At 59.9% G+C, this 13,882-nt stretch carries 9 protein-coding genes and 1 tRNA gene; 5 read left to right on the top strand and 5 right to left on the bottom strand.

What is annotated here, in order from left to right:
- Positions 1–187 precede the first annotated feature (187 nt).
- The 3 genes from EGO55_RS01280 to lepA all read left to right on the top strand — a co-directional run bounded on the left by EGO55_RS01280 (position 188) and on the right by lepA (position 6,933).
- Positions 188–2,755 (top strand): EAL domain-containing protein, encoded by a 2,568-nt coding sequence (locus EGO55_RS01280; protein WP_161566001.1) that lies wholly within the window; start codon positions 188–190, stop codon positions 2,753–2,755.
- Positions 2,756–2,868: 113 nt separating this feature from the next.
- Positions 2,869–5,070 (top strand): EAL domain-containing protein, encoded by a 2,202-nt coding sequence (locus EGO55_RS01275; RefSeq protein WP_021689173.1) that lies wholly within the window; start codon positions 2,869–2,871, stop codon positions 5,068–5,070.
- Positions 5,071–5,115: 45 nt separating this feature from the next.
- Positions 5,116–6,933, top strand: a complete 1,818-nt coding sequence (gene lepA, locus EGO55_RS01270) for a translation elongation factor 4 (RefSeq protein ID WP_021689172.1) — start codon at positions 5,116–5,118, stop codon at positions 6,931–6,933.
- A 72-nt stretch (positions 6,934–7,005) separates the two neighbouring features.
- Here lepA and EGO55_RS01265 read toward each other — a convergent pair whose 3' ends face one another.
- The gene (locus EGO55_RS01265; RefSeq protein ID WP_021689171.1) at positions 7,006–7,311 is read right to left on the bottom strand and encodes a hypothetical protein; all 306 of its coding nucleotides are present in this window, start codon (positions 7,309–7,311) and stop codon (positions 7,006–7,008) included.
- Between the two features lie 135 nt (positions 7,312–7,446).
- Between EGO55_RS01265 and EGO55_RS01260 the strand changes: the two genes are divergently transcribed.
- A complete protein-coding gene (locus EGO55_RS01260; RefSeq protein ID WP_021689170.1) occupies positions 7,447–9,402 on the top strand; it encodes an alpha/beta hydrolase family protein in 1,956 nt (651 codons plus the stop codon).
- 113 nt (positions 9,403–9,515) lie between these two features.
- Here the strand turns inward: EGO55_RS01260 and EGO55_RS01255 are convergent.
- A tRNA-Gln gene (locus tag EGO55_RS01255) sits at positions 9,516–9,590 on the bottom strand.
- Positions 9,591–9,648: 58 nt separating this feature from the next.
- Positions 9,649–10,506 (bottom strand): glutathione-dependent disulfide-bond oxidoreductase, encoded by an 858-nt coding sequence (gene yghU / locus EGO55_RS01250; protein ID WP_021689169.1) that lies wholly within the window; start codon positions 10,504–10,506, stop codon positions 9,649–9,651.
- A 143-nt stretch (positions 10,507–10,649) separates the two neighbouring features.
- On the opposite strand from yghU, the gene EGO55_RS01245 reads away from it, so the two are divergent.
- On the top strand, positions 10,650–11,786 hold the full coding sequence (locus EGO55_RS01245) for a polysaccharide deacetylase family protein (RefSeq protein WP_021689167.1): 1,137 nt from the start codon (positions 10,650–10,652) through the stop codon (positions 11,784–11,786).
- On the opposite strand, the gene EGO55_RS01240 is transcribed toward EGO55_RS01245, so the two are convergent.
- Positions 11,682–12,779, bottom strand: coding sequence for a branched-chain amino acid aminotransferase (locus tag EGO55_RS01240; protein ID WP_021689166.1), 1,098 nt, complete (start codon positions 12,777–12,779; stop codon positions 11,682–11,684). The two genes, EGO55_RS01245 and EGO55_RS01240, sit on opposite strands and share 105 nt — an antisense overlap.
- A gap of 562 nt (positions 12,780–13,341) precedes the next feature.
- Complete coding sequence (locus EGO55_RS01235) at positions 13,342–13,854, bottom strand: hypothetical protein (protein WP_040715019.1); 513 nt, start codon at positions 13,852–13,854, stop codon at positions 13,342–13,344.
- Positions 13,855–13,882: the final 28 nt, after the last annotated feature.

Raw genomic sequence — 13,882 nt, 5'->3', positions numbered from 1 at the left:
CAGCAGTGGTTGTTGTCATCCCGTTGCAGGGACTGTGCGCTGGCAAAAAATGTTCGCGGTATTGCCGCCGTGATTAACGTTTTTTCAAAAGCTTGCTGCGCATTGGCAGGCGATGGATTGGGCAGGGTTCAGGCGTGAAGGCGACCGCGGGGAGCGTGGTGCGCCCGGCACGGCGCATGATGGCGCTGTGACCACGAACTTTGCCGTAATTGGCGATGGGCGATTGATATCCGCGCATTGGTGGGTGGTGGCGCTGGCGATGGCGTTGGCGGTGCTGCTGCCCCGGATCGCATCGCAGGCTGTTCTTACACCCCATATCGCGATCCTGTTCCTTGCGGCTGCGGTCCTTGCTCTTTCATCCGGTCTTCTGGAACTTTCCGCCAAACTTTCCCGCGCGATTGCATCGTACAAACTGGTTGTCGCGATCGCACTGGTGATGGCGCCCATGGCGCTGTTCGGTTGTGTCATGACCCTGTGGGCTGTGTCGGGGGCAGTCAGCTGGTCTGTCAGTCTTGGTGGTGTCGCGGCGGTTTGTGCGCTCGCCACGCTTTTGCAGGCGTTTCGGCCGCATATGATAATGATGGTTCCTGTCCCTCTTTGGGGGGCGGTGGCGCTGACCGAAGGCAGTACGGCAAGCGTGTTGGCGTGGGCGGTGGTGCTGCCGATTGCCTATTGCGCCAGCCGCGGTCAGGAGGCGTTCCTGACCGAGCGCGGTATCTATGTCGCGGCAGAGGCCCGCCGTGAACAGCAGGCTCTGCAGATTCTGGCCGATCTGGAACAGATGCGCCAGGGCTGGTTCTGGGAGACGGATCACAACGGTGTGATCACCTATCTCTCGCATTCTGTCGCTGATACGCTTCGACGGGAACATGGTGATCTCATTGGAAATCCGTTTCTCTCCCTGTTTGACAATGCGGTGCTAGGCACTCTCGAGGCGCAAAATCTGGCATTCTATTTTACCGCACGGACGCCGTTCGAAAATGTCACCGTGCATGCCCGGGACAGCAATGGCGAAATGGGACATCAATGGTCGTTAAGCGGGCGGCCAGCCTATGATCTGTTGGGAAAATTCACCGGATTTCGCGGTTCCGCCTTTGACCTGACCAGCGAGCATAAAATCCAGGAAGAAGTTTCACGCCTGGCGCGGTACGATTGGCTAACCGGACTTGCCAATCGCCATACGATGCTGAAGACGCTCGACAAGCTCATGACGATGCCGAATGGCGAAAGCCGCGCTTGCGCAATCTTTCTCATCGATCTTGATCGCTTCAAGCAGGTCAATGACACCATGGGGCATCCGGCAGGCGATGTCTTGCTGCAACAGGTTGCCGTTCGCTTGCAAAAAGTGATGGCCACCGGTGGCAAGGTCGGGCGTCTGGGGGGGGATGAGTTTCAGGTCATCCTTGGTATTGCGGACCGGGAAAAGCTCGCGGATCTGGCTTCGACCATCATGGCGAACCTGTCGCAACCTTATGCCATCGACGGACGGCGTGTGGAAATCGGCGCATCGGTGGGCATTGCGATTGCCCCTGAGCATGGTGACACCAGCGATAAATTGATCCGCAATGCCGATCTTGCGCTCTATGCGGCCAAACACGACGGGCGCGGTCGCTACCGGTTCTTTGCGGAAGACTTGCAATCGCTCGCGGAAGAACGGCGAAAGCTTGCAGAAGATCTGCGCCTTGCCATGCACGATGGTGGGCTGGAACTGCACTATCAACCGATCATCGAAACCGCGACTGAGAAGATCTGCGGTTTTGAAGCCCTGCTGCGATGGAACCATCCGGAAAAGGGGCTGTTGTCCCCCGCCGTCTTTGTTGAGGTGGCGGAAGACACCGGGCTGATCTCCGCGATTGGCGAATGGGTCTTGCGCACGGCATGCGAAGATCTGGCGTTGTGGCCCGAGCACATTCTTGTCGCGGTCAATCTGTCGACACTGCAGTTCGAAAACCCGCAACTGCCGATGATTGTCACCCGCACTTTGGCGCATGCGGGCGTCCGGGCATCGCGGCTTGAGCTTGAGATCACCGAAAGCGTGTTTCTCAGCGACGACGAACGCATGGATGCCATGTTCGCTGCGTTGAAGCGGATCGGGGTGCGCCTGTCGCTTGACGATTTTGGGACCGGCCATTTCTCGCTGGCCCATTTGAAGAAGGCCCCTTTCAACAGGATCAAGATCGACCAGAGCTTTCTGAAGGAAGCCATGCAACGGGGCAGCCGCAACGGCGCGATCATTTCAGCCATTACCAATCTGGCGGAATCGCTGGGTATGGAAACGACCGCTGAAGGCGTGGAAACGCGCGAGGAACTGGAACAGGTGCGCCTGCACGGATGCAGCCACGTGCAGGGCTTTGTCTATGACGGTGTCCTGACGCTGGCGGAAGCCACCTTGCGGCTGGGCACTGTGGTGAAAGCGGTCGATCAAGACCAGTATGCCCGGCGTCCGGCCCGGCACAGTACCTTCCGCAAGGTCACGCTCCATCGTGATGGGCATGTCTTCAACGGGACAATCCGAAATATTTCTGCAACCGGCGCACTGGTGCAGGGCCTGTGGAACGTGCCAGCGGGCGCGCAGTTTGAGGTGAGGCTTTCAGACGATCTTGTCGTGAGCGCCACGTGCCGCTGGGCCGAAGATGGTCTCGTAGGGTTGGCGTTTACTGTCCCGCTTGCGCGCGATCGCGACGGTAATCTGGTGCGCAGCGACTTGGCCATCCAGCAGCCCCCCAAACGCGGCAACATCCGGGCGGCAGTGTGACCGACGGAAAAATTATTTCGTTTGTTTGCGAATAGTTAAGTCTCAGTTCTTAGTTAATAGTCTGTAACGTCTGCCCGGGGCACAGCCTATGCCGGGATCTGGGGAACTGCTCGATGGCTTTGAGTGAACTGCTCGGTAACTTTCGCAATCGCTCATCGGCGGACAGCACAGTGCGGTCCTCGACGCCCATCGGCAGCGCAGAGCGGTTGCGCTTGCTGGATATCTATGAACAATCGGGGCAGGGCTGGTTCTGGGCCTCGGATACAGAGGGGCGCCTGACTTACATCAGTCGGGGCATATGCGACCTGCTGGACACCGCGCTGGACGACATACTGGGTTGCCCCGTCGTCGATATTTTCACGGTCGAGCTGGATGAAATGGAAGGGCAGAACCGGCCTTTCAATTTTCTGCTCGCCGCGCGCAATTCCATTGTCGAACTGCCGGTTAAAGCTCCGGTAAAGGACAAGGAAATCTGGTGGTCGATATCCGGACGCCCGGTGTTTGACGACGCGGGACGGTTCGAAGGCTATGCGGGTCACGGCAAGGACGTCACGCTGCAGCGGCGGGAACGGCAGGATGCAGCGAGACTGGCGGAATTCGATTCGCTGACCGGATTGGCCAATCGCCATCGCATGGCGCGGCGGCTGACCTCGATCCTGACTGCATACAAGGCGGCCCAACGCAGTTGTGCGCTGATGATGCTCGACCTCGACCGGTTCAAGCAGATCAATGACACGATGGGCCATCCTGCGGGGGATGAGCTGCTCAAGCAGGTCGCCCAGCGGTTGGACCGGATCGTTGCCAAACAGGGTGAGATCGGGCGCCTGGGTGGGGACGAGTTCCAGGTAATCCTTCCCGATCTCGATGATCGTGGCCAGTTGGGCGATATTGCCGCCCGGATCATCCAGATGCTGTCACAACCCTACACCATCGATGGGGTGCGTTGTACGATCGGTGCATCGATTGGCGTCGCGATCGCACCCTATGACGGGCTGGACAGCGATCAGCTTGTCCGCAGTGCGGATCTGGCGCTTTATTCGGCCAAGGGCGGCGGGCGCGGCCAGTATCGCTTCTACTCCAGCGAATTGAAGGACGAAGCGGAAGAACGTCGCCTCATTGAAGACGATCTGCGCGATGCGCTTGCCCATGGTGAGCTGACCCTGAATTATCAGCCGATCGTCCGGATCGAAGACAATATCGTCGTTGGATTCGAGGCCCTGATGCGGTGGAACCATCCGGAACGTGGTTTGATCAGTCCGGCAGTGTTCATCCCGATCGCGGAAGATTCGCACCTGATCAACACGCTGGGCGAATGGGCCTTGCGGACGGCCTGCGCGGATGCCGCGAAGTGGCCGAAAAAACTGCCCGTCTCGATCAATGTGTCCGCCGTCCAGTTCATGAGCGAAGGCTTCGTGACCACGCTGACGCATGTCCTTTCCGCATCGCAGATCGATCCGTCGCAACTGGTGCTCGAAATCACGGAAAGCGTGTTTCTCGGCGATGACGACAGTAACGATCAGATTTTTCGCGCGATCAAACAGCTTGGCGTCCGGCTGGCGCTCGATGATTTCGGTACCGGTTATTCCTCGCTTGCCTATCTCAGCTCGTCACCCTTCGAAAAGCTCAAGATCGATCGGAAATTCGTCGAAACCTGCACCGAGCGCGGCAGCAAGGATCAGGCGATCATCAGTGCGACAATCGGCCTTGCCAGTGCGCTGAAGATGGAAGTGATCGTTGAGGGTGTGGAAGCCTTCGACCAACTCGATCTCATCCACGGCATGGGTGCGCAACTCGTGCAGGGCTGGATCTATTCGAAGGCGCTGCCGAATGATGAGGTGCTGGAACGGCTCGCGCAGGGCGATTTCCGTCTCGAGCCCGATGGCCCGAAACGCTACCGCCCGAACCGGCGGTCGGTGTTCCGCATGGTCGGGCTCATTCATGGCGATCATCGTTACGATGCGGTCATGCGCGACCTTTCGCGCACAGGCGCACGGGTCGAGGGGTTGCTTGGCGTGCCGGTGGATACCGAACTGGTACTGGATATGGGCAATGGACAACTCGCGGTTGCTACGGTCGTGTGGTCCCGCGATGCGGTGCTGGGGCTCGAATTCGAAACGCAGCTGATCAACGATGGGGCGGGCGGGCTATGTACGCGCCATCGGGTTTCGCCCTATGTGCTTGCCGCAGCGGGCATGCCGCTAACCGTGCTGCCGCCTGGTCATTACCCTTTGGTCGGCAAGTCGGGCACGCAAACGGGGACGCCCCAATTCATGCAAGTTCAGGTGCAGAATTTCCCGCAAACCCGCGTTGCCTGACAAATTCCGCTGACAGGTCGCATAGGCACTGCTAACGGCCCGCGCATGACCGAGCTCGCCAATATCCGCAATTTCAGCATTATTGCCCACATCGATCACGGCAAGTCGACGCTGGCCGACCGCCTCATTCAGTTCACGGGAGGGCTGACTGACCGTGAAATGAGCGATCAAGTCCTTGATAATATGGACATTGAGCGGGAGCGCGGAATCACGATCAAGGCGCAGACCGTGCGGCTGACCTACACGGCGAAGAACGGGCAGACCTATGAGCTGAATCTCATGGATACGCCTGGGCACGTGGACTTCGCCTATGAGGTGAGCCGCAGTCTTGCCGCCTGTGAAGGGGCCTTGCTGGTGGTCGATGCCGCGCAGGGCGTGGAAGCGCAGACGCTGGCCAACGTCTATCAATCGATCGAGCACGATCATGAAATCGTGCCGGTGATCAACAAGATCGACCTGCCGGCGGCCGAGCCGGAAAAGGTCCGCGCCGAAATCGAAGATATCATCGGTATCGATGCCTCCGAGGCTGTGCTGGCCAGTGCGAAATCAGGCATCGGCATCGAGGATGTGCTGGAAGCCGTTGTCGCCAAAATTCCGCCGCCCAAGGGCGATCGGGACGCGCCGCTCAAGGCCATGCTGGTGGACAGCTGGTACGACCCCTATCTGGGGGTTGTCATCCTCGTGCGGGTGCTCGACGGGGCAATCCGGAAGGGCCTGCAGGTCAAGTTCATGCAGGGTGGCACTGTCCATCTGATCGACCGCGTGGGATGCTTCACGCCCAAGCGCACCGACCTGCCGGAAATCGGCCCGGGCGAAATCGGCTTCATCACCGCGCAGATCAAGGAAGTGGAACAGGCTCGCGTCGGTGACACGATCACCACGGTCAAAAATGGCGCGGAGCAGGCGTTGGCCGGGTACAAGGAAGTCCAGCCAGTGGTCTTCTGCGGGCTGTTCCCGGTGGATGCCGCAGATTTCGAGAAGCTGCGCGAATCGATCGGCAAGCTGCGCCTCAACGACGCCAGCTTCAGCTACGAAATGGAAACCAGCGCGGCGCTCGGTTTCGGTTTTCGTTGCGGGTTCCTCGGGCTGTTGCATCTGGAAATTATCCAGGAACGCCTGACCCGCGAATATGATCTCGATCTGATCACCACCGCGCCCAGCGTGGTTTATCGCATCCAGTTGCGCAAATCGAAGACCGACGATGCGCAGGAAATTATGCTGCACAACCCGGCCGATTATCCCGATCCGTCACGGATCGAACAGATCGACGAACCGTGGATCAAGGCAACGATCTACACGCCTGACGAATATCTCGGCTCGATTCTCAAGCTCTGTCAGGACCGGCGCGGCATCCAGACCGACCTTACCTATGTCGGTGGACGCGCGCAGGTGTCGTATGAACTGCCGCTCAACGAAGTGGTGTTTGATTTCTACGATCGCCTGAAAAGCATCAGCCGGGGCTATGCCAGCTTCGATTACGAACAGATCGGCCTGCGCGAAGGCGATCTCGTGAAGATGAGCATTCTGGTCAACAATGAACCGGTCGATGCCCTGTCGATGATCGTGCACCGTAGCGTGGCCGAAGAACGCGGACGGCACATGTGCGAACGCCTGAAAGACCTGATCCCGCGGCACTTGTTCAAGATCCCGATTCAGGCGGCGATCGGTGGCAAGGTCGTGGCGCGCGAAACGATCGCCGCCCTGCGCAAGGACGTGACCGCGAAGTGTTATGGCGGCGACATTACCCGTAAGAAGAAGCTGCTGGAAAAGCAGAAGAAGGGTAAGGCCAAGATGCGCGAATACGGCAATGTCGCGATCCCGCAGGAAGCGTTTATCGCCGCCCTGCGCATGGGCGAAGAATAGGCCGCGCTTTGGCGGTGAGGCGGCCGGGGCTGACGTTCCGGCCTGACCGTCCCATTCCCGACCCGTTTCGGTCTATGCCAGGCGATGCGGTGTGGGATCGCCGCGTTCGGCGATCAGCGCCTCGCGTGCGCTGATCAGGCAACGCAGATATTCTGCCTGCACGGCATGCCGCGCGGTTCCGGTCTGCGTGGCGACCAGCGCGACAACGCCGTCTTCATCATGCAGGGCGACGTTGCCCACCAGCGCCGTTTCATCGAGCGCATAGGCCTGGGCCAGCAGCCGGGTGGCACGGGCGCGCAAACGGAAATCGAAGTCCATCAGCCGGGCGGACTCGAATTCCTCTTTCTTGAGAAGCGCACGGCGAAGATCCCACACCATCGCCCGAATATGGCATATCGCGTGGCAGGAACAAGGTGGGGGCGATTCCGGCAGACGGCGACGGATCACCGCTATGCACTCGGATCGCTTTGTGCGATCCACCGCGTGCCGTTGGGGCGCACAGGGGGAATTTGCATGGCATGGCACGGGGGCAAAGTCGCATTGTTGCGCGTGGCGTTGGCTTGCGGCCTGGGCTTCTCCGTGCCGGGCTATGCCGCGCCGCCGTTGGACGCCTATGGCGATCTTCCGGGCGTGGAAGACATTTCTGTCGCCGATAATGGCAAGGCGATTGCTTTCGCTGGGACCGTGAAGGGCGGCCGCCGCATCGTGTTGATCGATACCGTCCGGAATTCTCACTTCGGCATCCCGATAGCAGATATGAAGTTTGACACGATTTCGTGGGTGGGCAGTGATTTCGCCATTGCGGAAATTCGCGCAACCGAGGCGTTGGGTTTCGATTTCACCACCAACAAGATCGAGTTGTCCGGAGCCCTGATAGTGCCCGCAGACGGCAGCAAGGCAGAAACGGTGTTCGCCAAATCGGATGCCATCGCCAAGGCAATATGGGGATATTACGGTTCACGCCGATTGAACGGAAAATGGTACGGGTTCTTTTCCGGTCTTGCTCTGCGACGTGGCATCGGGCCCGGCTCTTACGAATTCGACCATGGCCGCCCGACCCTGTATGCCGTCGATCTCAAGGAAAATCGCGCAACCAAGGTTGCAGATCCCGCGGGCGAGGGGAATTGGGGCGATTGGCTTGTCGATGATAAGGGTGTCGTTGCGGTCACGTTCGAAATGCGCACGAAAGCGGGAACGTGGGATATCAGCAACCAGAAGCGGCAAACCATCGCGCGCGGCGTTGCAAAAACCGGAAATGTCGAGCTGTTAAGTTTTAACCATGATGGGACTGGCGTGATCTATACGATCGAAGATGCGGAAGATCAGCGTGTCCGCATGTTCGAGGTGCCGTTGGCGGGCGGGGCGCAGAAAGAGATTCTCGCCGATGTCGATGTCGGGCGTTTCTATGTGGATAGCACGAACGGGCGCTTGATGGGCTATCTCCCCGAAGGCTCGGTGGCGCGCACCGTCATGTTCGATCCGGCAAAGCAGGAGGCACTCGACCGTGTTTATCGCGCGTTTCGGAATACGACTGCGTCGATTAAGGAATGGACGCCCGACTTCAGCCATTTCCTCGTCCATACGAGCGGGAATGGCGATAGCGGCACATGGTATATCGTGGACATGGCCAAGGGGAAGGCCGACCCGATCGCCTACGAACGGTTGCAGATCAATTCCTCGGATGTCGGTCCGATTTCAACGGTTGAATATACCGCGTCTGATGGCTTGAAGATGGATGGGATACTGACGCTTCCCCCCGGGAAGGTCGCGCAAAAACTGCCCGTCATCCTGTTTCCGCATGGTGGCCCGCATGCCTTCGATGGGGAACAGTTCGATTGGTGGGCGCAGGCCTTTGCATCGCGCGGTTATGCCGTGTTTCAGCCCAATTTTCGCGGCTCTACCAATCGCGACGTCGCGTTCATGCATGCGGGGTATGGGCAATGGGGACGCAAGATGCAGAGCGACATTACCGATGGGCTGGCCGAACTGGTGCGGCGCGGCATCGTCGATCCGTCGCGTGCCTGTATCATGGGGGGCAGCTATGGCGGATATGCCGCGCTGGCGGGCGTGACCCTGCAACAGGGCACCTATCGCTGTGCCGTGGCTGTGGCGCCGGTGAGCGATGTCAGGCTGATGTATGAAACCGATTTGCGCGAAACGGCTTACAACCCGACCGTACGGCGTTCGCGCGTGGAAAGGCTGGGCGACCCGGCGGGCTATGACGATGTTTCCCCGCGCCGGTTCGCTGCACGCGCCGATGCCCCGATTTTGCTGATTCATGGGAAAGACGATACGGTCGTGCCGTTCAAGCACAGCGAGATCATGGCCGATGCCCTGAAACGCGCGGGCAAGCCGCACGAATTCGTGACGCTCGCTGCCGAAGACCATTATCTGTCACGTGCCGCCACGCGCAAACAGATGCTGGAGGCGGCAATGCGGTTTGTGCAGAAATATAATCCCGCCGATTGAAGCGGCGGGCACAGCCGTTCTGATTCTGCGCGCAAAAAATTCGCGGGGCAGGGTGGCCTGCGCAATATCGGGAAGAAGGATCGCGGATTTCTCTCGAAACCCGCAGAAATCCCTGGCTGGGGCGGCAGGATTCGAACCTGCGAATGCCGGTACCAAAAACCGGTGCCTTACCACTTGGCGACGCCCCAGCAGACCGGCGCCTCTATAACGAGCGTTCGGGCGAAGGGAAGGGGGTTATCGTCCCTTTCAACCGCCTTTCAGCAATTCGGGGTCCAGCGCGTCGAAATCGCTGGCCGCGTGGCGCTCGGCTAGGCCCTTTTCGGTATTGACCAGTCGGCCACGGGCCACGCCCGGGCGCTTGCTCAGTTCCGTGATCCAGCGGCCGACATGCTTGTATTCGTGCAGTGCCAGGAATTCCGCGCCATTGTTGTAGGCATGCCCTCCGTGGATCATGCCCAACCACGGGAATGCGGCAATATCGGCGATGGAATACTCATCCCCGGCGAGGAATTGGGTCCGCGCGAGCTGGCGGTCAGCCACATCGAAAATCCGCTTCGCTTCCATGGCGTAGCGGTTGATCGCGTATTCGATCTTGACCGGCGCATAGGCGAAGAAATGGCCGAACCCGCCACCCAGGAAGGGCGCGGTCCCCATTTGCCACATCAGCCAGCTGAACGTTTCCGCACGGCGCGCCGGATCGCGGGGCAACAGGAAATCGAACTTTTCGGCCAGATGGACCAGAATGGCACCTGACTCGAAGACGCGGAACGGGGTCGCGCCCGAGCGGTCGACCAGCGCGGGAATCTTGGAATTGGGATTGATGTCGACGAACCCGGAAGTGAACTGGTCGCTTTCCATGATGTTGATCATCCACGCATCGTATTCGGCGCCGGAATGCCCCGCGTGGAGCAGTTCCTCGAACATGATCGTGACCTTTTGCCCATTGGGCGTGCCGAGCGAGTAAAGCTGGAACGGATGATCGCCTACCGGCAGATCCCGTTCTGTACGCGGGCCGGCCGTGGGCCGATTGATTCCGGCGAAACGGCCGCCGTTTTCCTGATCCCAGGTCCAGACCTGAGGCGGGGTATAGGTCGTGTCGGCCATGTATAATCTCCAGGGTATATCTGCGCTGCAGGGTAAGGATGCCGAACTGACGGAAATTCGACAAGAAAACTCCCGTTGCAAGGTGCAAAAAAACGCTATCATGCAGAAAGGATTCGGAAGTTGCGAAGGTGGGGGCGCGACGAATGCTGCCGGTTTTGATCACAATTGATACGGAGTATTCCGAGGATTTCTACGCGCGAGGTGTGGCGCGTGACTGTTCGCGGAATTTTGATCTTGCGATTGCTTGCCGGGCGCGTGGGCAAGAGGCCGGCATTCATTACCAGATGGACGTGATGGCGCGGCACGGTATCCGGGGCGTGTTCTTTGTCGATCCGATGCCTGCGCTCGTTTGGGGGCAGGAGGCGGTGGACAGGGTCGTCCAGCCGATTCTTGAACACGGGCACGAGGTGCAGTTGCATCTGCACACCGAATGGCTCCGTTTCGCGAAGGAAAACCCGCTGGGTGACCGCACGGGTCGGAATATGCGTGATTTCACGCGGGAGGAGCAGCGGATACTGGTTGCCTATGCGGCGGATCGCCTGGTGGCGGCGGGCGCTGCGTTTCCCAGGGCGTTTCGTGCAGGGAACTATGGGGCCGATGACAACACGCTACGGGCGTTGAGCGACTGCGGCATCCTGTATGACAGCAGTTTCCCTGCAGGCCTTCAGGATACCGAATGCAGCATCGTGCAAGCCATCGGCGCCTGTGCGCCATTTCGCCAAAATAATGTGGTCGAAATGCCGATCGCTGCGATTGCCGCGCGCAACGGCGGCGTCCGGCACGGGCAGGTTGCTGCCCTGTCCGCGCGCGAGATGCAGGCGGCGATCACGCATGCGCATGCGCATAAATGGCCCGCGATGGTGCTGGTATCGCACAGTTTTGAACTGTTCGATCGGCATAATGCCAGACCTTTACGCCTTATGAAGCGTCGGTTCGAAGCGCTTTGCGCATGGTTGGGGCGCAGCAGCATCGCCACCGGAACAGGTTTCGAGGGGCTGACGGCGGAGCCCGATGGCAGGGCCTTGCCGCTGATGCCGCACAATCCGGTTCGCACGCTGCATCGCATGGCAAAACAGGCGATGATCAACTGGGGCTATGGCGCAAAAAGCTTGCGCCCGGCGCCGGGTGGCGCAGGGCGCAATGTTGATGGGCAAGCCGAAAAAGACCGGACGCTGTCAGGAAAGCTTCGTTATCCAGCCATGTTTGTCTTCGACCGTGCCGCGCTGAATACCAACGAGTTTCTCGCGGAATTTCTGTGTAAGCTGGCCGGGGCCGCCTGAACCGATCAGTACTTCGCCATTGCGATCGGCAATCTTCCCGACGGGGGTGACAACCGCCGCAGTACCGCAGGCGAAAGTTTCGATCAGTTTGCCGCTGGCGGCATCGGCGCGCCACTGTTCCACACTGTAGCGTTCCTCATGAACATCGAGCCCTTCTTCCCGGGCCAGCGTCAGCAGGCTGTTGCGGGTGATGCCCGGCAGAATGGTGCCGGTCAGCGGGGGGGTGACGATACGGCCATCGTCGAACACGAAGAACAGGTTCATGCCGCCCAGTTCCTCGATCCATTTGTGCTCTTCCGCATCGAGAAACACGACCTGATCGTGCCCACGCGCGATCGCTTCGGCCTGGGGGACGAGACTGGCTGCGTAATTGCCGCCGCATTTGGCGGCACCGGTGCCACCGGGGGCCGCGCGCGAATAGTCGCTGCTTACCCAGATCGACACGGCAGGTGCGCCCGACTTGAAATAGTTACCGGCCGGGCTGGCGATAACGATATATTTGAATTTCTTCGAAGGGCGCACGCCCAGGAAGGCTTCCGATGCGATCATGAAGGGGCGCAGGTACAGCGAACCGCCCTCAACCGTCGGGAACCAGTCGCGATCAGCTTCGACCAGAAGGCGCACCGATTCGACGAATGTCTCTTCAGGCAGTTCCGCCATGGCCAGCCGACGCGCGGATGCGTTGAAACGGGCGGCGTTGGCTTCGGGGCGAAACAGGGCAACGGTGCCATCGGCCTGCCGGTAAGCTTTCAGCCCTTCGAAAATTTCCTGCGCATAGTGCAGCACGGCGGTTGCCGGATCGAGGCTCAACGGAACGCGCGGGCCGAGTGTGGCATTGTGCCAGCCTTTGCCTTCTTCCCAGTCGATCGTGACCATGTGGTCCGAAAATACCGAACCGAAACCGGGATTGGCGAGCGCCTGTTCCCGCTGTGCCGAATCTGTCGGAGCGGGGTGGGGAAGACGTTCGAACGTAAGACCCTGATTTTCGGGCATCGGCAGAGTTACCTCTCCTGTTTGCGGGACAGGCGCGCGGGTAAGCCTATGTGGCGTTCGGTGCAAGGGGGAAGCTGGGCAAAGCGGCCTGTGCCGCAGGCGATCGTTATCGGCAGATATGAGAAAGGCCGCCCCGACAATCGCCGGGAACGGCCTTTCACATGGTCAGCGGCCAGGAAGTGCCGCCCACAAAGCCTTTATCGCTTACTGAACTAGATCAGCGATAATGCTCCGTGCGGAACGTAGCCGACCTCTCTGCTGGACCATGAGACATCGGATCACCTCCTTTCGCGCTGTTGAGCCAAAGTCGCCGTTTTTTGCGGCTAAACCCGGAACCTCCCCGGGCTTGTCTCCAATGTGAGTCATGATGCGCCGCAACACAAGTCTTGCATTCAATTATTTTGCCGTCAGAATTGGGGTTTCGGGCCGGTTATCCACCGGCCCGTTGTCGTTTGCAGGTCCCGCGATGTGCAAGGTGGCGTCACGACGCTGATCCCGGGGTGAAAAATCGCGGGAAACGTCGACCTGCGAATGCGAGTCTTCTGGCCGTATTGCGCGGAATTCAGCGGCAATCCTCGATTACACGCGATACTTCGATCCAGCTTGGCAAGTAGAGGGTTTGCGCGTTGGGCACTTCCACCGCGAACCGTCCTTTCGAGAACGCCATGGCATCCAGCAAGGGATCGCGCGCTGTCAGCGAAGCATTGACGCCAGCGGTGCCGCCTGCCGAATCGAGGGAGCGGCTGGCGGTTTCTGTAAAAATGCGCATGGTCGTGCGTTCCCCGGCAACCCCTGCGCGCAAAAGCGTAATGCGTCCGGCACTGCGATCGCAGGCCATGGTGAAGATCGCCCCACCTTGCGGTGAGGTGTAGGTGGCCCGTCCCTGACGATAGGACCAGTCGCCCGGGGTGCGTGGCATATCCATCCATGTGGCGGGTGGCGTGGCCGGAACCGGCGGCTGGGGTCGTTCAACCGGCCGGGGTGTGGGCGTTGGTGTGGGTGTCGGTGGGGAAGCTTGCGGAACGCACGCTGCGAGGGCGAGCAGGGCGACGGGGGTAAGACGCTTCAAAGTCATGTTGGCGATGATGGCCCGAAGCGGGTGC

Origin of the sequence: Caenibius tardaugens NBRC 16725 (assembly GCF_003860345.1) — a bacterium.
GTDB lineage: Bacteria > Pseudomonadota > Alphaproteobacteria > Sphingomonadales > Sphingomonadaceae > Caenibius > Caenibius tardaugens.
The sequence above is the reverse complement of the archived record's forward strand: the minus strand, read 5'-3'. Positions and strand labels throughout refer to the sequence as shown.